Origin of the sequence: Sphingopyxis sp. CCNWLW2 (assembly GCF_037095755.1) — a bacterium.
Taxonomy (GTDB): Bacteria; Pseudomonadota; Alphaproteobacteria; order Sphingomonadales; family Sphingomonadaceae; genus Sphingopyxis.
In genome coordinates this window covers 1795234-1816398 of sequence record NZ_JBAWKJ010000001.1, presented here as the reverse complement: position 1 = coordinate 1816398, position 21165 = coordinate 1795234, and the positions used below count along the sequence as shown (strand labels likewise).

At 65.6% G+C, this 21165-nt stretch carries 19 protein-coding genes; 6 read left to right on the top strand and 13 right to left on the bottom strand.

Annotated features, from left to right (window positions below; genetic code table 11):
- Positions 1-45: 45 nt before the first annotated feature.
- The 6 genes from V8J55_RS08550 to sucC all read right to left on the bottom strand — a co-directional run bounded on the left by V8J55_RS08550 (position 46) and on the right by sucC (position 6696).
- Positions 46-828, bottom strand: a complete 783-nt coding sequence (locus tag V8J55_RS08550; RefSeq protein WP_336445199.1) for an energy transducer TonB — start codon at positions 826-828, stop codon at positions 46-48.
- A gap of 141 nt (positions 829-969) precedes the next feature.
- Positions 970-2253 carry a serine hydrolase domain-containing protein gene (locus V8J55_RS08545; RefSeq protein ID WP_336445198.1) on the bottom strand — a complete coding sequence of 428 codons (1284 nt, stop codon included), beginning with the start codon at positions 2251-2253 and terminating at the stop codon, positions 970-972.
- 92 nt (positions 2254-2345) lie between these two features.
- Entirely contained in the window at positions 2346-3686 is a 1341-nt protein-coding gene (locus V8J55_RS08540; protein WP_336445197.1) for a DUF389 domain-containing protein, read from the bottom strand.
- Positions 3687-3698: 12 nt separating this feature from the next.
- Complete coding sequence (locus tag V8J55_RS08535; protein ID WP_336445196.1) at positions 3699-4628, bottom strand: electron transfer flavoprotein subunit alpha/FixB family protein; 930 nt, start codon at positions 4626-4628, stop codon at positions 3699-3701.
- Complete coding sequence (locus V8J55_RS08530) at positions 4625-5374, bottom strand: electron transfer flavoprotein subunit beta/FixA family protein (RefSeq protein WP_336445195.1); 750 nt, start codon at positions 5372-5374, stop codon at positions 4625-4627. The genes V8J55_RS08535 and V8J55_RS08530 overlap by 4 nt, the downstream gene beginning before the upstream one ends.
- 113 nt (positions 5375-5487) lie before the next feature.
- On the bottom strand, positions 5488-6696 hold the full coding sequence (gene sucC, locus V8J55_RS08525) for an ADP-forming succinate--CoA ligase subunit beta (RefSeq protein WP_336445194.1): 1209 nt from the start codon (positions 6694-6696) through the stop codon (positions 5488-5490).
- Positions 6697-6910: 214 nt separating this feature from the next.
- On the opposite strand from sucC, the gene V8J55_RS08520 reads away from it, so the two are divergent.
- Complete coding sequence (locus V8J55_RS08520; RefSeq protein ID WP_336445193.1) at positions 6911-8026, top strand: M23 family metallopeptidase; 1116 nt, start codon at positions 6911-6913, stop codon at positions 8024-8026.
- Between the two features lie 4 nt (positions 8027-8030).
- On the opposite strand, the gene V8J55_RS08515 is transcribed toward V8J55_RS08520, so the two are convergent.
- The 6 genes from V8J55_RS08515 to V8J55_RS08490 form a co-directional block, all read right to left on the bottom strand.
- Complete coding sequence (locus V8J55_RS08515; protein ID WP_336445192.1) at positions 8031-8342, bottom strand: hypothetical protein; 312 nt, start codon at positions 8340-8342, stop codon at positions 8031-8033.
- A 6-nt stretch (positions 8343-8348) separates the two neighbouring features.
- The gene (locus V8J55_RS08510; protein WP_336445191.1) at positions 8349-9494 is read right to left on the bottom strand and encodes a serine hydrolase; all 1146 of its coding nucleotides are present in this window, start codon (positions 9492-9494) and stop codon (positions 8349-8351) included.
- Between the two features lie 168 nt (positions 9495-9662).
- Positions 9663-10343 (bottom strand): peptide-methionine (S)-S-oxide reductase MsrA, encoded by a 681-nt coding sequence (msrA, locus tag V8J55_RS08505; RefSeq protein WP_443030815.1) that lies wholly within the window; start codon positions 10341-10343, stop codon positions 9663-9665.
- 341 nt (positions 10344-10684) lie between these two features.
- Positions 10685-11896 carry a pyridoxal phosphate-dependent aminotransferase gene (locus V8J55_RS08500; protein ID WP_336445189.1) on the bottom strand — a complete coding sequence of 404 codons (1212 nt, stop codon included), beginning with the start codon at positions 11894-11896 and terminating at the stop codon, positions 10685-10687.
- Positions 11897-12023: 127 nt separating this feature from the next.
- Positions 12024-13856 (bottom strand): aminodeoxychorismate synthase component I, encoded by a 1833-nt coding sequence (gene pabB, locus V8J55_RS08495; protein ID WP_336445188.1) that lies wholly within the window; start codon positions 13854-13856, stop codon positions 12024-12026.
- A 48-nt stretch (positions 13857-13904) separates the two neighbouring features.
- On the bottom strand, positions 13905-14441 hold the full coding sequence (locus V8J55_RS08490) for a hypothetical protein (protein ID WP_336445187.1): 537 nt from the start codon (positions 14439-14441) through the stop codon (positions 13905-13907).
- A gap of 134 nt (positions 14442-14575) precedes the next feature.
- On the opposite strand from V8J55_RS08490, the gene V8J55_RS08485 reads away from it, so the two are divergent.
- Positions 14576-16246 (top strand): AMP-binding protein, encoded by a 1671-nt coding sequence (locus tag V8J55_RS08485; RefSeq protein ID WP_336445186.1) that lies wholly within the window; start codon positions 14576-14578, stop codon positions 16244-16246.
- On the opposite strand, the gene V8J55_RS08480 is transcribed toward V8J55_RS08485, so the two are convergent.
- A complete protein-coding gene (locus tag V8J55_RS08480; protein ID WP_336445185.1) occupies positions 16243-17526 on the bottom strand; it encodes an NADH:flavin oxidoreductase/NADH oxidase family protein in 1284 nt (427 codons plus the stop codon). The genes V8J55_RS08485 and V8J55_RS08480 overlap by 4 nt on opposite strands.
- 140 nt (positions 17527-17666) lie before the next feature.
- Here V8J55_RS08480 and V8J55_RS08475 point away from each other — a divergent pair, with 140 nt between their 5' ends.
- The 4 genes from V8J55_RS08475 (at position 17667) to V8J55_RS08460 (ending at position 21131) form a co-directional block, all read left to right on the top strand.
- A complete protein-coding gene (locus V8J55_RS08475; protein ID WP_171013867.1) occupies positions 17667-18101 on the top strand; it encodes a MerC domain-containing protein in 435 nt (144 codons plus the stop codon).
- 101 nt (positions 18102-18202) lie between these two features.
- On the top strand, positions 18203-18667 hold the full coding sequence (locus V8J55_RS08470; RefSeq protein WP_336445184.1) for a Fur family transcriptional regulator: 465 nt from the start codon (positions 18203-18205) through the stop codon (positions 18665-18667).
- 34 nt (positions 18668-18701) lie between these two features.
- Positions 18702-19538 carry a hypothetical protein gene (locus V8J55_RS08465; protein ID WP_336445183.1) on the top strand — a complete coding sequence of 279 codons (837 nt, stop codon included), beginning with the start codon at positions 18702-18704 and terminating at the stop codon, positions 19536-19538.
- Positions 19539-19607: 69 nt separating this feature from the next.
- Positions 19608-21131 carry a fumarate hydratase gene (locus tag V8J55_RS08460; protein WP_336445182.1) on the top strand — a complete coding sequence of 508 codons (1524 nt, stop codon included), beginning with the start codon at positions 19608-19610 and terminating at the stop codon, positions 21129-21131.
- The last annotated feature ends 34 nt before the right edge of the window (positions 21132-21165 follow it).

Genomic DNA, 21165 nt, shown 5'->3' with positions numbered 1-21165 from the left:
AGGCCCAAGCCTCAAGCGCAAGTCGATGACAGAAAAATGACCGGCCTAACGCGGAACTTTCCAGTAGACCTTGTTGATATAAAAGCTCGAGACCGCGCGGCCATTGCCGTCCTTTGCCGCACGAAAGGCGGCGCGGGCCAGCATCAATTCGCATGTGCGCTGATCGAGGCTGGGGAATCCGGAACTGTCGACGATCCGGCAATCACTCACTTTCCCGTCGGGCCCAACGGGCAGCAGAAAGGTGGTCATACCCTCATTTTTGCGGGCGAAATCAGCCTGTGGATAGTCGTCCGTGGTGGCCCATCGTCCAGGGTAATTTGACGGTTCGGCGCGAGCGGTCAGCGAACGAAATTGTTTCGCATCAATCCCCCAGCTGGTAAACAGGCCATTCTCGCAAGCCTCCAAAGCCTTGAGGGCATTGCTCGCATTAGGCAGGTCAAGCGCAACATCGAGTTTTTTCGCGCCGGTGATGCGTATATGCTGATTGTCGCGCAAGGCATTGAAAAGACGGCTATCGGTGTCGTGCCAGCCAATCCCCCGTTCGTCATCCGCGTAAAACATATGAGGATTGGTCTTGAAGCGATGCGTCGGGGCGGGCGGGTCGAGCGCTATTGTGATCGACGTGGCCGAAGAATAGGTCGGAAGCGCGCCGCCATACAACGTCCAGTCGTAGCCTCCAAAACTCCAGCCTTGAGCCAATTCGAGACGATATTTCTGGCCGGACAGCGTGAAATGCCGGATCAGTCGGCATTTGGTTTTGCCGGCGTTGACCTCCCATCGCGCTTCGGGGGCAGGCTCGGTTGCGGAGAGACTTGCCGGCGCAGTCATCAGAAGCCCCGCAAGAGCAAGGCGGCCGGCTGACAGAGGTCGATCAAAAGGTCTCATCCGGACAACGATAGACATCCGGAAAAGGGATGCAAGCAGCGGCGGCCGGCGAATCGATGATGCGGATGATGGTCCGATACTTCCTTAGTCGCCCGCCGGCCCCTTGTAATCCCGTCCATAGACCGCCGCCCGAAAATCGCGGTGGAGCGTGCCGTCATAGGGGATGGTCTGGACGAAGAAGACCGCGGTCAGCCTGTTCGCCGGATCCACCCAGAAGAGCGTCGATGCCATGCCGTCCCAGAAATATTCGCCCGTCGCGCCGCGATTTTCCTGTGACGTCTGCGGCGGCGATTTCCGCACCGCGAAGTCGAAACCGAAACCGACCGCGCCTTTGCCGGGGAGCCACGCGCGTTCCTTGATCGCGGGGTCGAGCTGGTCGGTCGCCATCAGCTTGACGGTCGAAGGCTTGAGGATGCGCGCGCCATCAAGTTCCCCCTTGTTCAACAACATCCGGGCGAAGCGCTGATAATCGTCGAGGGTGGAGGCGAGGCCGAAGCCGCCGGGGGTCAGCGCATGATCCCTGAAATTCAGCACCTGCGCCTCGGCCGCGGCTTGCTGGATCAGCTTGCCATCCTTCTTCACATTCATCGCCGCGAAGCGCGGCAGCCGCGCGTCGGGCTGGCGCCACGCGGTCTCCCGCATCCCCAGCGGTTCGAAGATATGGGTTTGGACATAGGCCGCGAAGGGCTGGCCCGAGAGCTTTTCGACGAGCGCCGCCTGCACATCGACCGCGATGCTATATTCCCACTGGGTGCCGGGCTGGTACAGCAAAGGCACGCCCGCGAGGCGTTTACTCGCCTCGGCAAGCGGAATTGTCAGCGCGAGCGGTTCGGCGGCGACATAGGCGTCGTGCGCGGGCGTTGGCCCGCCGCCATAGACGAAGCCCGCGGTGTGGCGCAGGATATCGCGCACCGTGATCGGGCGCTCGGCGGCGACGTAAAGCGGCTGGCCCGCCGCATCCTTGCCCGCATAAACGCGCATGCTCGCATATTCGGGCAGATATTTGGCGAGCGGGTCGTCGAGGTGGAACTTGCCCGCCTCCCAGAGCTGCATCAGCGCGACGCCGGTGACGGGCTTGGTCATCGAATAGATTTGGGCGATCGTGTCGCGGCGCATCGGGCGCTTCGCTTCGCGGTCGGCCATGCCGGCGGTGCCGAAATAGACCTCGCGCCCGTCCTGCCAGATCAGCGCCGACGTGCCCGCGGCGCGGCCGTCGGCGATCATCGCCTTCAGCGCGGCATCGATCCGCGCCTTGTCGATCGTCAGCACTTCGCGCGGCGCCGCCTGTGCGTGCAGCGGGGGCGCGGTCGCCGCCGGGCCCGCACTCGCCATCATCATCATCGCCAACGCCAGTCGCTTGCCGCGCATATCGCCTCTCCCCTGCCCGGGCGTCCGCCGGGTTCGGCGCGCATCACATGGGATCGGGCGCGACAGGTCAACCCGAATAGGTCTGCGCAAGGCTATTCGGTCGCGGTGGCTTCCGTGGGGGGCGCCGTTGCAGCGGTGAGGCTTCCATTCTGGATCAGCCATTGCGGATGGTCCGTCTGTACCGAAGCCATGACGCGGTCGATCGCGGCGGCGACCTGCTCGCCCTCGGCCTCGCGGTCGCGCTGGACGACGACGCGGCGCGCCTGCGCGTCGATCAGCACCCGTTCGCGCGGCAGCAATGCGCCGACGGTCAGGCCGGCGAGGATTGCGCGGCTGTCCTCCTCGCGCTGTTCGAGCGCGGCGAGGCGGCGACCCAGCTGTTCCTCGACCTGCACCGCGGCGTTGGTCTGCTGCCGCAGCTGGACGATATTGACGCGCACCTCGCGGCCCAGTTCGGCGCCGATTTTCGCCGCGAGCAGCCCGTCGAGCCGTCCGGCGTAGCGGTCGACGAGCACGACGCCATCGACCGCGATGGCGTCATGTTCCATCCGCACATTGAGGCTGTCGACGCGGTCGCTTTCGCCGAGCATCGCGCGCAGTTCGGTCTGGACCACCGACCGCGCACGGACTTCGCCCGCCAGGCTGTTGAGCGTGAGCGCGAGCGGAACCGACAATATGCCTAGCGTCAGGGCGATGCCCACGACCTGCATCGCCGTATGCTGCGGCGTCAGCGACGGCCCGAAATGATTGAGCCGCGCGACGATCGTCGCGGCAAAGGCGATCGCGAGCGTGTTCGTCAGGAACAACAGCGCCGCCCCGACGGCGAAATCGAAACGCCCCGTCGCCAGGCCGAAGCCGACGGTCGACAGCGGCGGCACCAGCGCGGTCGCAATCGCAACGCCGACCATCACCCCCGACAGCTTGCGCATGATCGCATAGACGCCGGCAATCCCGCCAACCACCGCGACCCCGAGGTCGAGCAGGGTGGGCTGGGTTCGCGCGCGCAGTTCAGGGGTGACGTCCTTGATCGGCGACAGCCAGATGATCAGTATCGCGACGAGGATCGCGACCGCCGTGCCCGCGGCCAGCGTCACCAGCGAGCGGCGAATCAGATTGGTTTCGAGCGTCGCGAGGCCGAAGCCGATGCCCATGATCGGTCCCATCAGCGGCGACACGAGCATCGCACCGATGACGACCGCGGTCGAGCTTTGCAGCAGGCCCAGCGTGGCGATCATCGCCGCGAGGATGGTCAGCAGGAGGAATTTCTTGTCGAGCCGCGCATCGCGCGCGACGCTCGCCAGAATCAACGAGCGGTCGAGGGCGTCGTCGCCCTCGACCGCATCGTGATGGTCCGCGTTCCGCGCCGCGCGGCGACCGCCGGCATTGAACGGCGCGTCGCCCAGTCCGGGCACTCCGGGATGGTTACCGGCCACTGCGGCTGCCGGTTAGATCTTGCCGGTCAGTTCGGGAACGGCATTGAAGAGATCGGCGACGAGGCCGAAGTCGGCGACCTGGAAGATCGGGGCGTCTTCGTCCTTGTTGATCGCGACGATCGTCTTCGAATCCTTCATCCCGGCGAGATGCTGGATCGCGCCCGAGATGCCGATCGCGAAATAGACCTGCGGCGCGACGATCTTGCCGGTCTGGCCGACCTGATAGTCGTTGGGGACGTAACCCGCATCGACCGCGGCGCGCGAAGCACCGAGCGCCGCGCCGAGCTTGTCGGCGAGCGGTACGATGACTTCCTCATACTTCTCGCTCGAACCGAGCGCGCGGCCGCCTGACACGATGATCTTGGCCGAGGTCAACTCGGGACGCTCCGACTTGGCGATTTCGGCGCCGACGAAGCTCGAGATGCCGGTATCGCCGCCAGCCGAGACGGCTTCGACGGTGCCCGAACCGCCCGAGGTGGCAGCCTTTTCAAAGGCGGTGCCGCGGACGGTGAGGACGAGCTTCGCGTCCGACGATTCGACCGTCGCGATCGCGTTGCCGGCATAGATCGGGCGGGTGAAGGTCTTCGGACCCTCGACCGACAGGATTTCCGAAATCTGCATCACGTCGAGCAAGGCGGCGACGCGCGGCGCGATATTCTTGCCGGTGGTCGTCGCGGGCGCGACGAAGGCATCGTGCGAACCCATGAGATCGGCGACGAGCGGCGCGACATTTTCGGGCAGGTTGTGACCGAAAGCGGCGTTGTCGGCGACATGCACTTTCCCCACGCCGGCGATCTGCGCGGCTTCCTTGGCGACGCCATCGACACCGCTACCGGCGACGAGGAGGTGGACTTCGCCAAGCTTCGACGCAGCGGTCACCGCGGCGAGCGTGGCGTCCTTGACGGCGCTGCCGTCATGTTCGACCCAAACCAGAGTTTTCATGAATGCACTCCCAGCGCTTTGAGCTTGGCAACCAGTTCATCGACATCGGCGACCTTGACGCCGGCCGAACGGACGGGCGGTTCGGAAACCTTGACCGTCTTGACGCGCGGCGCCGTGTCGACGCCGTAATCGGCGGGCGACTTGGTATCGAGCGGCTTCGACTTCGCCTTCATGATGTTCGGCAGCGACGCGTAGCGCGGCTCGTTCAGACGAAGGTCGGTGGTGACGATCGCGGGGAGTTTCAGCTTCACCGTTTCGAGGCCGCCGTCGACTTCGCGCGTCACATTGACGCTATCGCCATCGACGTTGACCGCGCTGGCGAAGGTGCCCTGCGCCCAGCCGGTCAGCGCTGCGAGCATCTGGCCGGTCTGGTTGTTGTCGTCGTCGATCGCCTGCTTGCCGAGGATCACGAGACCCGGCTGTTCGGCGTCGGCGATCGCCTTGAAAATCTTCGCGAGCGCGAGCGGCTCGACCGCGTCATCGGTCTGGACGAGGATTGCGCGGTCGGCGCCCATCGCGAGCGCGGTGCGCAGCGTTTCCTGCGCCTTGGCCGGGCCGACGGAAACGGCGATGATCTCGGTCGCGACGCCCTTTTCCTTCAGGCGAATCGCTTCTTCGACACCGATCTCGTCGAACGGGTTCATCGACATTTTGACATTGGCCAGGTCAACGCCCGTGCCGTCGGCCTTGACCCGCGGCTTGACGTTGTAATCGAGCACCCGCTTTACGGGGACGAGGATTTTCATAGCTTCGACAGCTCCTCTCGAAAAATTGTGCACTGCGCCATAATTGGCGTTTACGTAAACGTCAACTAGCAGTCCCTACTCCTCCCTCGCGGGTGCGAGGGAGGGTTGGATTATCACGCCGCCTTGTTCACCTCGGCGACGATTTTCTTTGCCGCGTCGCCCAGATCGTTGGCTGCAACGATCGGCAGGCCCGAATTGGCGAGGATATCCTTGCCTTCCTGGACGTTCGTGCCTTCGAGGCGGACAACGAGCGGAACCGAGAGGTTCACTTCCTTCGCCGCGGCGACGATGCCGTCGGCGATGATGTCGCACTTCATAATGCCGCCGAAGATGTTGACGAGGATGCCCTTTACGGCGGGGTCCTTGAGGATGATCTTGAACGCCGCGGTGACTTTTTCCTTCGAAGCGCCGCCGCCGACGTCGAGGAAGTTGGCGGGGAATTCGCCGTTCAGCTTGATGATGTCCATCGTCGCCATCGCGAGGCCCGCGCCGTTCACCATGCAGCCGATGTTGCCGTCGAGCTTGATGTAGGCGAGGTCATATTCCGACGCTTCGACCTCGGCCGGATCTTCTTCGGTCAGATCGCGGAGGTCGGCGAGATCCTTGTGGCGGAACATCGCATTGCCGTCGAACGCCACCTTGGCGTCGAGCACGAGCAGTTCGTCGCCATTCGCGCCTTCGCAGACAGCGAGCGGGTTGATTTCGATCTGTTCGGCATCGGTGCCGAGGAACGCGGCGTACAGGCCGGCGAGAACCTTGGCCGCCTGCTTGGCGAGATCGCCCGACAGGCCAAGCGCCGCGGCGACGCTGCGGCCGTGGTGCGGCTGGAGGCCGGTGGCGGGGTCGACGACGATCGTGTGGATCTTTTCGGGCGTGTCGTGCGCGACGGTTTCGATGTCCATGCCGCCTTCGGTCGAGGCGACGACCGCGATGCGGCTGGTGGCGCGGTCGACGAGCAACGCAAGGTAGAATTCCTGCTTAATGTCGGCGCCGTCGGTGATGTATAGGCGGTTGACCTGCTTGCCGGCTTCGCCGGTCTGGATCGTCACCAGCGTGTTGCCGAGCATGTCCTTGGCATGCGCTTCGACTTCCTCGATGCTCTTGGCGAGGCGGACGCCGCCCTTTGCGTCGGGGCCGAGCTCCTTGAACTTGCCCTTGCCGCGGCCGCCCGCGTGGATCTGCGATTTGACGACATAGAGCGGCCCGGGGAGCTGCTTTGCCGCGGCGACAGCTTCCTCGACGGTCATCGCGGCAATGCCCTTGGGCACGGCGACGCCAAATTTCGCGAGCAGTTCTTTTGCCTGATATTCGTGGATGTTCATGGGGTCTGCCGGGCCTTTCGACTCTGGAAGGGGAGAGGATCGGCGCCGCCTAAGCACAAGTTCGGCGCCAATTCTACCCCCGGGTAGCCCCAGATATTCTTGTCCGCGGCAAAGGCGTGCGGCGAGCCGGTCCGTCTTTCGGATGACGCCCCGGGCCCGAGTTGATAATCGGGCAAGGTCGAAATGTGGGATGAGGGAAGCGAAGATGCGGATAATGCTTCTAGTTTTGGCGTTATTGGCGCTCGCCGGCCAGGGCGCAGCGACGGCACAGGTGAACCAGTCGATCGATGTGCAGATCATCGAGGCGCCGAAAATCGTTCGAATCGGGGACACCGACCAGCTCGTCTATGAGCTCCACCTCACCAATTTTTCAAGCCACCCGCTCGAGCTGAACGGGCTCGCGATCAAGGCGGGTGACACGCCGATCAAGACCTACAGCCGGGACGATCTGCCCGCGGCGATAGACCTCGTCGGGCCGCCCGAAGCCAATGCGCGGATCATTCCCATTGGCCGCCGCGCTATCGTCTATATCGGTGCGCCCATCCCCGCCGCCCTTCCCCGTGGGCCGATTTCGCACAGCCTGACGCTGAACAAGATCGACACCGACGAGGATGATTTCACGATTTCAGGCGGCGCGGCGACGCCCGACACCACCGCCCCGCCCCGCCTGTCACCGCCGCTGCGCGGCGGTCCGTGGGTCGCGGTGTACGACCCGGGCATGGAGCGTGGCCATCGGCGTGTCTTTTATGCCACCGAAGGGTCGGCCACCCTGCCCGGACGCTTCGCGATCGACTATATGAAGATCGACACGAACGGCAAACTCTCGTCGGGCGACGCCAATATCCCGGCGAACCATTATGGTTTCGGCGCCGAGGTGCTCGCCGTCGCCGACGGCACGATCGTCGCGGTGCGCGACGATGTTCCCGACCCCGCCACCATATCGGGCAGGCCCAGACCCGGAATCGCCGACGCCAGCGGCAATTTCGTGATGATCGACATCGGCGGCGGCCGCATCGCGACCTACGAGCATATGAAGCAGGGCGCCCCGGTCGCGGTCGGCGACCGCGTCAAGGTGGGGCAAGTCGTGGGCTACCTCGGCTTCACCGGGCAGGCCAGCGCCCCGCACCTGCATTTCCACCTCGCCGACCGCGCGTCGATCCTCGGCGCCGAGGGCCAGCCCTATGTCGTCACCTCGCTCACGCGGCTGGGGCAATATGCCACGATCGAAAGCTTTTCCCGCCGCGAGCCATGGCCGCCCGCCGACCGCTCCGAAACGGTGCGGAACAGCTTTCCGCCGCCGAACCTCGTCGTGCGCTTTCCGGGCGATTGATGGGTCAGCGCAGCGCGCAGAGCGCCGCCGAGCTCGTCGACACCGTCAGTATCTCGGGATCCTTGAGCGCGCGGACCTTGTGAAAAAACTGGTCGAGCGACAGGTCGGTGACGCGCTTGTCCTTGAGGCTGCCGAGCGCCGACAGGCGGCGGAGCTGGACCAGTGACAACCGGTCGACCATGCGTTCGGCCATGCACGCCGACATCGCCTTCGACAGGCCGGCATTGTTGAGGCCGGTGCGCAGCCGCGTTTCGGGCGTCGCACATCCGGCAAGCGCGAGCGACAGCGCGAGCAGCGGCAGGGCAGCAAGCTTCATCCTCGATTACCTTCCGTGATATTCGGCAACGGCCGACGAGACCGACTGCATCAGCGCCATGCGCGCGGGAATGCCCGAGGTCGTGCTGCCCATCATCACGACGATCGCATAGCGGGTGCCGTCGGGCGCGGTCGCGATGCCGATGTCGTTGTAGCCCGCAGTCATGCCGCCCAGATTCTGTCCGGTGCCGGTCTTGTGCATGAACTGCCAGCCCGGCGGCAGCCCGGCCTTCAGCCGCCGCGGCCCGCTTCGCGTCCGGCTCATCACGCCTTGCAGATATTCGGTCGATTCGGGCGACAGCAGCGTCCCGCGTGCGAGCCGCGTGAGCGCGCTCGCGATCGCGGCGGGGCTCGCGCCGTCGACGGGATTCGCGAGATAATTGTTCATCGCGGCCTGGCGAGTCGCGGGCGACAACGCGGCGCGCGCGGCCTCGAAATTGCGACCGATCGAATAGCTTTGCTGCCAGGTCAGCCCGGCGGTCCCCGCCTGCAACAGGCGCTCGCCCGGACCGAAGCGGATCGAACCGAGGTCCTTTTTCGCGACGAAGGCGCGCACCGCGCTCGGACCGCCGACCGTGCGCAGCAGGCTGTCGTTCGCGGTGTTGTCGCTGTGGGTGATCGCGGTTTCGATGAGATCGCGGACACTCATCGTCACCGAGCCTTCGGCGCGCACGCGCGCCGCGAGCGGCTGGTGGAACAAGGTGAGGTCTTCGGGGCCGATGCGAACGCGCTGGTCCATCGTCATCCGCCCCTGATCGACCGCGTCGAGCACGGTGAGCGTGACCCACAGCTTCGACACACTCTGTTGCGGAAACAAGTCGCCGCCGCGCTGCGACAATGACCATTCGCCGTCGATGCGCTGCACTGCGATGCCGGTCTTGCCCGGGAAGGCGCGCCATAACTCGAAGATGCGATCGTTGAGGCCGGCGGGAGCGCGGCGAAAGCCGGGGTCCAGCGGACCGGCGGGGCGCGGCATCTGAGAGCGCACCGGCTGACCGATCGGTACGGTGACCGCCCCGGACGGGCCGCGCACTGCCGCTGGCTGCTGCGCGCGCGGCTGCGGAACGATCGCGGCACTGCTGACGCAGCCCGCAAGCACCGCGGCGCTCATCGACACAGCGAGGAGCGGCCTGCCGGAAAACTCAAACTTCATTCGAACCCCGCATTTGCGACTTTTATAGCGTCCCGACCCCGTTCGGGCTTTTCCTGCGTCACGCAGGCACGCGGGAGGAGCCAGCGATTTGCGGTGAATGATTCTTCTGCCGCGACCAATCGCGGAACCTACGGGTTTCGGGGTGCAGGCTCGGCCCGCACGCCGTGGTCAGGGCGCCGGCTTCGCCCGCACCATATCGGGATAGAGCCGCTTCAGTGCCGCCAGCTTGGGTGCGTCCCAGCGCAGGATATAGCCGTTCCTGGGATTGCGGCGCATGAAATCCTGGTGGTTCGCCTCGGCGGGATAAAAACGCTTATACGCCTCGACCGGTACGACGAGGGGCTTGGCGAAATATTTGCCGCCGCCGATCTGCGACAGATAGGCGGTCGCGACCTGGCGCTGGCTGGCGTCGAGCGGGACGATCGCGGCGCGATATTGCGGGCCCGTGTCGGGACCCTGACGATTTTTGAGCGTCGGATCGGCGATCACTGAAAAGAGAATGCGAAGCAGACTGCCATAGCTGACCTGCGACGGGTCATAGACGATGCGGACCGCCTCGGCATGACCCGATTTGCCGTCGTGGGTCAGTTCATATTTGGCGGTCGCGGCGCTGCCGCCATGATAGCCCGATTCGACCGAAATCACGCCTTTGACGTTGGAAAAGACGCCTTCGACGCCCCAGAAGCACCCTCCAGCAAGCACTGCGGTCGCGCGTTTCGCATTGACGGCGGGATCGACGAGCGCGGCGGGCAACTTGACGACGCTTTCGGCCTGCGCCGGGGCGCATTGCGCAACAATCGCGCTGGCAACCAGCGCCGTGGCGGCGCGAAGCGAGAGGCCGCGCCGCAGCGGCGTCACGCCGGGATCGGCAGCGCCGGCTGATTGAGGACGATGTAGGTCGCGCCAATCGCGAAGCCAGCGAGCATGGTCAGGAACCAGTCGGAGCGGAGCATGGAGAGCATATGGGCCTCTTTTTTTCATATCTGTCGATTCGCGGCCGAGACCGCTTTGGTTACACCGACGATATGGAGCGCCCCGACCAGCCGTGCAGTGATGGCAGTCACCCTAACGGAAATGACTTACTATCCGGTGAACCGGGCGGTTAACCGCCGTTCAGGTTCAAATAGTCGCCGCCGCCGCGATTACAAGACCGATCGGTACAAAATAATCGTGCGCGGCTGAAATGCCGCTTAGCTGAGCGCCGCGCACGCCCGCTGGATGCGCACGCACGCTTCCTTGAGCACCGCTTCCGACGTCGCGTAGGAGACGCGGAATGCCGGCGACAGGCCGAAGGCGCCGCCGTGGACCGCCGCGACCTTCGCGCTGTCGAGGAAATAGTCGATGAGCGCTTCGTCACTGTCGATCAGCTTGCCGTCGGGGGTCTTCTTGCCGATGCAGCCCGACGCGTCGGGATAGACATAGAAGGCGCCGTCGGGGACGGGGCAGTTGAGCCCCGGCGCGTCGTTGAGCATCGCGACGACCATGTCGCGGCGCTTCTTGAACGCGGCGTTGCGGTCGTCGAGGAAATGCTGCGGCCCGCCGAGCGCAGCGGCGGCGGCGGCCTGCGCGATCGAACAGGGGTTCGACGTCGACTGCGACTGGAGCTTGCCCATCGCCTTGATGATCCACGCGGGACCGCCGGCATAGCCGATACGCCAGCCGGTCATCGCATAGGCTTTCGAACAGCCGTTCACCGTCAGGATGCGGTCGATCAGGTCGGGGCAGCGCTGCGCAAAGGTCGTGAAGGCGAAATCGGCGTACCAGACATGCTCGTACATATCGTCGGTCATCACCATCACATGCGGGTGCCGGCGGATGACTTCGCCGAGCGCGTCGAGTTCCTCGCCCGAATAGGCGGCGCCCGAAGGGTTCGACGGCGAGTTGAACATCACCCAGCGCGTCTTCGGCGTGATCGCGGCGTCGAGCTGCGCCGGCGTGATCTTGTAATTCTGCGCCGCGGTGCCCTCGATGATCACCGGCGTGCCGCCCGCGAAGGCGACGATGTCGGGGTAGCTCACCCAATAAGGCGCGGGGATGATCACCTCGTCGCCCTTGTCGACGGTCGCGACGAGCGCGTTGAACAAGGTGTGCTTACCGCCGACGTTGACCGAAATCTGGTCGAGCCCGAAGTCGAGCCCGTTGTCGCGGCGGAACTTGCCGCGGATCGCTTCCTTCAGCGCCACCGTGCCGTCGACGAGCGTATATTTGGTCTGGCCGTTGCGGATCGCCTCGATCGCCGCCTCCTTGACGAAATCGGGGGTGTCGAAATCGGGCTCGCCCGCGCTGAGGCCGATCACGTCGACGCCCGCGGCTTTCAGCGCCGTCACGCGCGCGGTCATCGCGAGCGTTGCCGACGGCTGGATGCGGTTGAGGGCGGCGGAGACATGGGGCTTCAGCGACATGACGATATCTTCCGTGGCTTGCGCGGTCGGCTGCAAAAGGACAGGAAATTGCGCGCGGCCGCGCCTAAAGCCTCTGACCGATATTCGCAAGCGCGCTGGTTGATAATTTACCTATGCAGCTGGCAGGTCAGCCTATCGCGGATGCCGCAGCGTCCGCCAGCCGCGCCGGGATCAGTCCGCGCAGCGAATTGCCGATGAAGAATCCGCTCTCCAGATCGGCGAGCCGCAGGTGCGATTCGACCGCGCGCCCCTTGTCGATCAACTCGGCGCGCAGCACCCCGGGAAGCAGCCCGAGCGCGAGCGGCGGGGTGAGCAATTGGCCATCGCGTTCGACGAAGATGTTGCTCCAGCTCCCTTCGGTGACGAAACCCGGCTCGTCGACGAACACGACCTCGGCGGCGCCGCTCGCGTGCCGCGCGCTGTCATAGGCGGCGCGCAGGCTCGTCTTGTGCGTCAGGCGAAAATCGTCGGCGGCCATCGGCGCGGGTCGCACCGCAACCGGCACCGGCAGCTCGGCGAGCCGTGGCAGCGGCGACACCTCGATCGCAAGCGCGCCCGACGGCGCGAGCCGCATCCGCACCCGCGCGGCGCTGCGCAGGCGGAAGGTCGCCGATTGCAGGACGTTGCGCGCGCCGTGCCGGTCGAAGGTGAAACCCAGCGCCGCGGCGCTCGCCTTCATCCGCGCCAGATGCCCCTCGATCCGCTGGACGCCTTCGACCGGATCGAAGAACATCGTTTCGATGAGGTCGAAGCTTTCCCCCGCTGCGCCCACAAATTCCCCCTTGGCCAGACATTCGCGCCATTCTTCAGCCGGTTCGCTGTCGGCGACGATTCCGGAGCCCAGTCCCAGCGTGGCGCAAGCAGGGCCGTCCTGCAAGGCGCTTTGCGGTAACAAAAGCGTCCGGATCGCAACATTGAATGCCGCATCGCCCCCCGGCTCGATGAACCCGATCGAGCCCGTGTAAAGCCCGCGCGCGCCCGTTTCCAGCTCGTCGATGATTTCCATCGCGCGCACTTTCGGCGCCCCGGTGATCGACCCGCAGGGAAAAGCGGCGCGGAGCACGTCGACCGCCCCGGCGCCTTCGGGCAGGCGCGCACTGACATCGGAGACGAGCTGGTGGATCGTCGGAAAGCTTTCGACACGAAAGAGGCCCGGCACCGCGACCGACCCCGGCACCGCGACACGCGACAGGTCGTTGCGGATCAGGTCGACGATCATCAGATTTTCGGCGCGCTGCTTGGGATCTTCGGCAAGCTCGCGCGCCGCGGCGGCGTCGGCATCGGGATCGGAAAGCCGCGCCGCGGTTCCCTTCATCGGCCGCGCCATCACCTGCCCCTCACGCAGCGCAAAGAAGAGTTCGGGCGAGTGCGAGACGATCGCCTGTTCGCCGGTCCAGATCACCCCGCCATACCCCGCGCGCGCGGTGCGGCGCAGCCGCGCATGAACCGCGAGCGGATTGCCGCGCACGGGCACATCGGCGCGAAAGGTGAAATTCGCCTGATAGATATCGCCGGCGCGGATGAAACCCAGCACGGCCTCGACAGCGGCCAGATAGTCGGCGCGCGCGACGCGCGGCGCGACCTTGCCGATCCACGCCGATGCCGGATCGGGGAGCAGGTCCGCCACCTTGTCGGCATCGATCCGCCGGACCGTGTCAAACAGCCCGAACCAGCCGAGCGGCGCCGCGCCGGTTTCGGCATCAACTGCCCCGCGCCATGCCGGCGCGAGCGCCTTGCCCGCCTCATAAGTCAGATAGCCCCCCGCGTGGAGCCCGCGCGCCTGCGCCGCTTCGAGCGCCGAAAGCAGCGCCGGGACCTCGGCCGCTGAATGGGCGGTCAGCACCTCGACCGGATCGACGAACAATCGCGCCGCCGCCGCGCCCTCTGCACGCGCGTCGTCGAGCAGCACGAAGGGCGGGCAGCCCGGCCCCGGAAGCGGGATCGCGTCGCCGCCCGTCATCGCTGTATCGTCATCGTTGTATCATGGATGCCGGTCGCGCGCCGGCGATCAGCGGTCGCGCTTCATGCGGATCGTGCGGCCGCCCTCGATCGTCGCGAAATAGCTGCCCATGGCCGCCACCTTGATCTTCACTTTCTGGCCCGGCTTGGGCTGCCGCGGCAGACTGGTGGAGTCGATCTGTACCCACACCGCATTGTCCTCCATAACCAGGCGATATTTGCCCGACTGGTCGGTGCTGACCCCGCGGATCACCGTCTCGATTTCTTTGATCTCGTCCTCGTCACCGCCGAAAATCCCGCCCAGCTTGGGGAAGGAAAAGCCGAACAGGCCGCGCCGCGTCTTTTTCGCGGTTTCCTTGTCGGTAAACACAATCTCTTTCGCGGTATCGGCGGCCGACAGTTCGCCGACCTCGCGGTCGAAACAGGCAAGGCGGGCAGAGGCGTCGGCGATATCGCGGCACGCATAGAGTTCGCGGATCTGGGCAGGGGGTGCCGGCGGTGTCTTGTCCTTCGCGCTTGCCGGAACGGCGAGTGCGAAGGCGAAAAGGACGAGCGGCGCGGCGACGCGCGATGACAGCTGCAGCATGGCAAAACCCCTGGCGAAGACAATATGCGCTGCCTAGCCGTCCGGACTGCGCGCCGCAAGCGAGCCCGGTTGCAAATCACCTTACTGACCCTAGTGTAAGGAACCCCGCATATTCGAAGAGGATATCACCCCCGATGGACAGCCGCTTTTCCTGGTCGACCGATTATCGCCACCCCACGGCCTGGGACCAGGAGTTTGCGCCGCTGTCGCTGCCCGACATGCTCGCCGCCAGCGTCGCCCGGCGCGGCGATGCGCCGATGCTCGATTTTCTGGGCCGCGAGTTCGGCTATGCCGAAGTTGCGCGCGGCGCGGCGCGCGTTGCCCGCGGATTGCAGCAGCGCGGGATCGGCAAGGGCAGCCGCGTCGGCCTCTTCCTGCCCAACGTCCCGCATTATGTCGCGGCCTATTATGGCGCGCTCGCCGCCGGCGCGACGGTGGTCAATTTCTCGCCGCTCTATACCGTCGCCGAGTTGGAAGCGCAGGTCGAGGACTCGGGCACCGAAACGCTGTTCACGATCAGCGCCGCGGCGCTGCTCCCCACTGCGTTGAAGGTGCTCGACGGGTCGAGCCTCAAGCAGCTCGTCGTCGGCTCGGTCGCGGGCGGGCTCCCCGCAGCGAAGTCGGTGCTCTATCGTCTGTTCAAGCGCAGCGAGGTCGCGGCGCTGCCCGCCGACCCGCGCATCATCCGTTTCTCGGCGCTCACCGACAATGATGGCAAACCCGATGCCGTCGCGATCGACGCCGAAAAGGATATTGCGCTGATCCAATATACCGGGGGCACCACCGGGACGCCCAAGGGCGCCAAGCTGACGCACCAGAACCTCACCGCCAATGCGCGGCAGGTGAATGCGATCGACCCCGACCATGACGCCGACGATCGCATTCTAGGCGTGCTGCCCTTCTTCCACGTCTTCGCGAACACCTGCGTGCTCAACCGCACAGTGCTCAACGGCGGTTCGATCACAATGCTGCCGCGCTTCGATGCCAAGCAGGCGCTCGACGCGATCACGCGAACGAAAACAACCGCGCTCCCGGGCGTGCCGACAATGTATCAGGCGCTGCTTGATCATCCCGATCTCGCAAAGACCGACTTTTCTTCGCTGCGCATCTGCATCTCGGGCGGCGCACCGATGCCCGGTGAGTTGCGCGAGAAATTCACCGTCGCGACCGGCGCCTCGCTCGTCGAAGGCTATGGCCTCACCGAAAGCTCGGGCGTCGTCGCGACCAATCCCTATGAAGGCCCCGTCCAGCCGGGCACGATCGGCCAGCCGCTCCCCGCGACGCACATCCGCCTGCTCGACAAGGAGGATCCGACGAAGGACGCCCCCGATGGCGAGCCCGGCGAGCTCGCGGTCAAGGGACCGCAGATCATGCAGGGCTATTGGAACCGCCCCGACGCGGACAAGGACAGCTTCACCGACGACGGCTGGCTGCGCACCGGCGACGTCGCGGTGGTCGAGGCCGACGGCTATATCCGCATTGTCGACCGGCTGAAGGACATGATCGCGGTTGGCGGGTTCAAAGTGTACCCCAGCGTGATCGAGGCGCATCTCTACGAACATCCCGCGGTCAAGGAAGCCATCGTGCTCGGCGTGCCCGACGCCTATCGCGGCGAAGCGCCCAAGGCGTTCGTCACGCTCGAAGATGGGTTCCAGATGAACGGCGAGGCGCTTGCCGCCTGGCTCAACCCGCAGCTCGGCAAGCACGAGCGGGTGAAAGAGGTCGAGGTGCGGCTGAACCTGCCCAAGACGATGATCGGCAAGCTGGACCGCAAGGCGCTGCGCGCGGAGGAAGCGGGCAGCTAGCCCCGCGCCTTCATAATCGCCTTGTTGCGCGCTTCGAGCGTGCGGAAGGCCGAAAAGACACTCAGCCTTTCGTCGATCCGTCCCTTGTGGCCGAGCAGCCAGAGCTGCTGGTAGAACCAGTAGATGCCCGCGAAGCCGTCGATCGCCTTGACCATCTGGAAACGTTTGAGGACGCCGAGCCAGCCCGGAACCAGCCCGAGACCATTCTCATAGCGCGGCAATATCCCGGCGCCCGCGAGCAGCCGTTTCGGCGCGTCGGTCATCAGGCACATCGGCCGGCCGAGCCCGATCACGTCGCCGGCGCCGCCGGCGAGCGCCTGCTCCATCGCGGCGCGGCTGCGAAAACCGCCCGTCACCATCAGCGGCACCGACACCCGCGCCTGCATTGCGAGCGCGAAATCGACGAAATAGGCTTCGCGCGCGAGCGTCGACGGCGCGACATTTTGCGGCGCGCTTTCCTCCATCCCCTCGATCCCGAGCAGCTTCGGCTGTTCATAGGTGCCGCCCGAAATCTCGATCAGGTCGACGCTGGCGGCCTCCAGCCACCCGGCGACCGTCAGGCTGTCCTCGAACGCGAATCCGCCCTTCTGGAAATCGGCGCTGTTGAGCTTGACCGAGATCGGGAAATCAGGCTCCGTCGCGGCGCGGATCGCGCCGATCACATCGAGCAACAGGCGTGCCCGGTTCTCAAGGCTGCCGCCATAATCGTCGGAGCGCCGGTTCGAAAGCGGGCTCAGGAACTGCGACATCAGATAGCCGTGCGCGGCGTGCACCTGCACCCCGGTGAAGCCCGCGTCCTGGCAAGCCTTTGCCGCGACCGCCCAGCGCCGCACCAGCTCGGCGATCTCGTCGCGAGTCAGCGGTTCGGGCTGCCCGAACTGCCCGCCGGGCAGCGCGAGCTTTACGTCCGACGCCGATTTGGGGTGGCGGTTGACAACCGCGGGCGTCTGCCGTCCGCTATGGCTGATCTGCGCCCAGAAATGATTGCCGCCGCGCGTCGCCGCGGCCGCCCAGCGCGAGAGGCGCTCGTGCATGTCGGCATCGGGCGCGCGATCGATCACGACATTGCCCGGCCGTTCGAGATGATCGCGGTCGATCACCAGATTGCCGCCGATCAGCAGGCCCGCGCCGCCGTCGGACCACAGGCCGTAAAGCCGGTCAAGTTCGGGGGTCGGGCGCCCGTCGGGGGTCGCCATCCCCTCGGTCATCGCGGCCTTGGCGATCCGGTTGGGCAATATCGCGCCGCAGGGCAGCGTCAGCGGTTCCGACAAAAGGCTCATGCGCACCCTCCCCATTGGTTTTCTTATGAAACGGACTGACCGGCCCCTTGAGGCAAGTCAAAAAGATTCGCTTATGTGATGTTGTAACCTTGGTCATGTTATGCCATATCAAGCGCTGCAATCGTTGAACGGAGAATCGGGTGACGCACGTCGCCAGCCATGCCCCTGTCCTGACGCGCCTCGGCGCGGTGGTTCGGGCTGCGCGCGATTCACGGCCGCTGACCTCCTTGAGCGGCGATCAGCTTGCGATGGGCCTGTCGGGGCTGTGCCTCGTCCACTGCCTCGCGACGACGATCTTTTTCGCCTCGATCGCCTCGGTCGGCGGGGTGTTTCTCGACAATCACCTGTTCCACGAGATCGGGCTGATCATCGCGATCGGCTTTGCGCTGATCACGCTCGTTTCGGGCGTGCTCAGCCATGGTTATATGATGCCCTTCGCGGTCGGCAGCTTCGGGCTGGGCATGATGGCGGGCGCACTGTCGCGGCCGCACGACGGCAGCGAAGTGATCGCGACGATGATCGGCGTCGCGGTCGTCGCCCTGGGTCACGACCTTAACCGCCGCGCGCGGCACTGATCCCACCGCATCGGAGATGTCCGCAACTTGCGGGCACGCCCTAAACAGCCTACATTGGGACGATAGTTAGCGCGGGATTTCCCGCGCCTGAGGAAACGCCAATGGGCAAGCATGACCATCCGCACGTCGAGGCCAGCGGCGCCTCGCTCGCCAAGGCGGCACAGACCGCGCTTGAGGGCGCAGGCGAAGCCTGGACCGACATGCGTTCGCAGATTTTCGACGCGGTCGCCGAAATCGGCAAGCCCGCGAGCGCCTATGAAATCGCCGACATCGTGTCGCAAAAACGCGGCAAGCGCGTCGCGCCGAACAGCGTCTATCGCATCCTCGACCTGTTCGTGGCGAACAACCTCGTCCGCCGCGTCGAAAGCGCGAACGCCTTTGTCGCGAACAGCCACCCCGGCTGCCTCCACGACTGCATCTTCCTGATCTGCGACACGTGCGGCACCGCGGTGCATGTCGATAACGACAAGATTTCGGGCGGCGTTCGCGCCGCCGCCGAGGCCACCGGCTTCGCCGCCGAGCGCCCCGTGATCGAGGTGCGCGGCAAATGCGCCGAGTGCCAATAAGGTGAGCCGCCGCGCTCCACCGGACATCTAAACGATGGTCGGGGGGCTCCAGCATTGGATCGAAACGCAGCGGACCCGCCCGTCCGCACCGACGCGTGCATGGGTCTGGACGCTAGCGTTCGGCATCGCGACGCTGCTCTTCGGCCTGTATCTGGGTCAGGTCTTTCCGCAGACGGGGCATGACATCGCGCCGGGCTATGGCACCCCGGTGCTCGCGTTCGAGTTCGCCGGCGGCCAGGCCGATCTCGAAGCGATCTTCGGCTTCTATACTGATCCCGAGCAGGTCACGCGCCTCGCCGCGATGCGGACCGGCAACGAGCGCGACTATCTCTATATGCTGCTCTACGCCGGCTTCCTCGCCAGCGGCTGCATCGCACTCTGGCACGAACTTCGCCTCCGCGCGCTTCTCGCCGCCGCCGTGCTGCCGGTCGCTGCGGCGCTATGCGACGCGTGGGAGAATTACCTGCTCTTCGACATCCAGGCCGCCTTCACGCTCGGCGACTATTCGCCGGCTATGGCAAGCCTGCCCTATCCCGTCGCCGCCAAGTTCCTGCTGCTTGGCGCGACCAATGCCATGATCGGCGCTGCGGCGACGCAGATCGGGCGCTGGTGGGCGCTGTTCGGGACGATCGCGATCCTCGCCGCGATCCCGACCGCGATGGCGATCATCACCCCCGCCGCCTTCGCTTGGGCGCTGATCCCCTCGGCGGCGGGCGGCTGGCTTCTGCTCCTTGCGCTCGCCGCTGTAGGCAGTTGGCAGGCGCTTATCCGCAAACGCCCGCTTGTCGATTTGGGGAATGCGGTCCCCGTGTCCGACGAACCACAACCCGCCTCATCGACGCGCCGCGTCTTCGGCCGCCGCCGCACCTGACCCCTTGTCCACCCCGGCCGTGCAGGTCTAGGGAGGCCGCGAATCCCCAAAAAGGGCGAAAGGCTGCACATGAACACCGTGATCATCCGCGAAGACGACCTGATCGAAACGATCGCCGACGCGCTCCAGTACATCAGCTATTTCCATCCGATGGACTATATCCGCGCCTTGGGCGCTGCGTACGAACGCGAAGTCTCGCCTGCCGCGAAGGACGCGATGGCGCAGATCCTGTCGAACAGCCGCATGTGCGCCGAGGGGCATCGGCCGATCTGCCAGGACACGGGCATCGTCACGGTGTTCATCAAATGGGGCATGGACTGCCGCCTTGATAGCCCGCGCAGCCTGCAGCAGGTCGTCGATGAGGGTGTGCGCAAGGCCTATCTCCACCCTGACAACAAACTCCGCGCCTCGATCCTCGCCGACCCGGCGTTCAGCCGCGTCAACACCAAGGACAACACGCCGTCGGTGCTCAACGTCGAAATGGTCCCGGGCGCGAAGGTCCATATCGACGTCGCCGCGAAGGGGGGCGGCAGCGAGAACAAGTCGAAGTTCAAGATGATGAACCCATCGGATTCGATCGTCGACTGGGTGCTCGAAATGGTGCCGCAGATGGGTGCCGGCTGGTGCCCGCCGGGCATGCTCGGCATCGGCATCGGCGGCACCGCCGAAAAGGCGATGCTGCTCGCGAAGCAGTCGCTGATGGACCCGATCGATATGACCGAATTGCTCGCGCGCGGGCCGTCGAACCCGACCGAGGAACTGCGCATCGAGCTGTATGAAAAGGTCAATGCGCTCGGCATCGGCGCGCAGGGGCTCGGCGGGCTCGCGACCGTGCTCGACGTCAAGATCGCCGACTGGCCGACGCACGCCGCGTCGAAACCCGTCGCGATGATCCCCAACTGCGCCGCGACGCGCCACGCGCATGTGACGCTTGACGGCAGCGGGCCGGCCTTCCTCGAACCGCCGGTGCTTGCCGACTATCCGCAGATCGACTGGGCGCCCGACAAGGCGGCGATCCGCGTCGACCTCGACAACCTCACCCCCGAAGTCGTCGCCAGCTGGAAGCAGGGCGACCGCCTCTTGCTCAACGGCAAGATGCTCACCGGCCGCGACGCCGCGCACAAGCGCATCGCCGACATGCTGGCGAAGGGCGAGGAACTGCCCGTCGAGTTCAAGGGCCGCGTCATCTATTATGTCGGCCCGGTCGACCCCGTCGGCGAAGAGATCGTCGGCCCCGCGGGTCCGACAACCGCGACGCGCATGGACAAATTCATGGACATGATGCTGGATCAGGGCTTGCTCGCCTGCGTCGGCAAGGCCGAGCGCGGCCCCGCCGCGACGCAGGCGATCGCCAAGCACAAGAGCGCCTACCTCATGGCGGTCGGCGGCGCGGCGTATCTCGTCGCGCGCGCGATCAAGGGGTCGAAGGTCGTCGGCTTCGCGGACCTTGGCATGGAGGCGATCTACGAGTTCGAGGTCCAGGACTTCCCCGTCACCGTCGCGGTCGACAGCGAAGGCCAGAACGTCCACGTCAACGCACCAATGCTGTGGCAAAAGCGGATCAAGGACGAGGGGTTGCTCGAGAAGGCGTAGCGCGCACGTAACGGTAAGTCCCCGACACGGCCTT

What these genes read in the sequence shown, in the direction of transcription:
- V8J55_RS08550 (WP_336445199.1), bottom strand. Translation starts at nt 828, where the DNA reads ATGACTGCGCCGGCAAGTCTCTCCGCAACCGAGCCTGCCCCCGAAGCG.
- V8J55_RS08545 (WP_336445198.1), bottom strand. Translation starts at nt 2,253, where the DNA reads ATGCGCGGCAAGCGACTGGCGTTGGCGATGATGATGATGGCGAGTGCG.
- V8J55_RS08535 (WP_336445196.1), bottom strand. Translation starts at nt 4,628, where the DNA reads ATGAAAACTCTGGTTTGGGTCGAACATGACGGCAGCGCCGTCAAGGAC.
- V8J55_RS08530 (WP_336445195.1), bottom strand. Translation starts at nt 5,374, where the DNA reads ATGAAAATCCTCGTCCCCGTAAAGCGGGTGCTCGATTACAACGTCAAG.
- sucC (WP_336445194.1), bottom strand. Translation starts at nt 6,696, where the DNA reads ATGAACATCCACGAATATCAGGCAAAAGAACTGCTCGCGAAATTTGGC.
- V8J55_RS08520 (WP_336445193.1), top strand. Translation starts at nt 6,911, where the DNA reads ATGCTTCTAGTTTTGGCGTTATTGGCGCTCGCCGGCCAGGGCGCAGCG.
- V8J55_RS08515 (WP_336445192.1), bottom strand. Translation starts at nt 8,342, where the DNA reads ATGAAGCTTGCTGCCCTGCCGCTGCTCGCGCTGTCGCTCGCGCTTGCC.
- V8J55_RS08510 (WP_336445191.1), bottom strand. Translation starts at nt 9,494, where the DNA reads ATGAAGTTTGAGTTTTCCGGCAGGCCGCTCCTCGCTGTGTCGATGAGC.
- V8J55_RS08500 (WP_336445189.1), bottom strand. Translation starts at nt 11,896, where the DNA reads ATGTCGCTGAAGCCCCATGTCTCCGCCGCCCTCAACCGCATCCAGCCG.
- pabB (WP_336445188.1), bottom strand. Translation starts at nt 13,856, where the DNA reads ATGACGGGCGGCGACGCGATCCCGCTTCCGGGGCCGGGCTGCCCGCCC.
- V8J55_RS08490 (WP_336445187.1), bottom strand. Translation starts at nt 14,441, where the DNA reads ATGCTGCAGCTGTCATCGCGCGTCGCCGCGCCGCTCGTCCTTTTCGCC.
- V8J55_RS08485 (WP_336445186.1), top strand. Translation starts at nt 14,576, where the DNA reads ATGGACAGCCGCTTTTCCTGGTCGACCGATTATCGCCACCCCACGGCC.
- V8J55_RS08480 (WP_336445185.1), bottom strand. Translation starts at nt 17,526, where the DNA reads ATGAGCCTTTTGTCGGAACCGCTGACGCTGCCCTGCGGCGCGATATTG.
- V8J55_RS08470 (WP_336445184.1), top strand. Translation starts at nt 18,203, where the DNA reads ATGGGCAAGCATGACCATCCGCACGTCGAGGCCAGCGGCGCCTCGCTC.
- V8J55_RS08465 (WP_336445183.1), top strand. Translation starts at nt 18,702, where the DNA reads ATGGTCGGGGGGCTCCAGCATTGGATCGAAACGCAGCGGACCCGCCCG.
- V8J55_RS08460 (WP_336445182.1), top strand. Translation starts at nt 19,608, where the DNA reads ATGAACACCGTGATCATCCGCGAAGACGACCTGATCGAAACGATCGCC.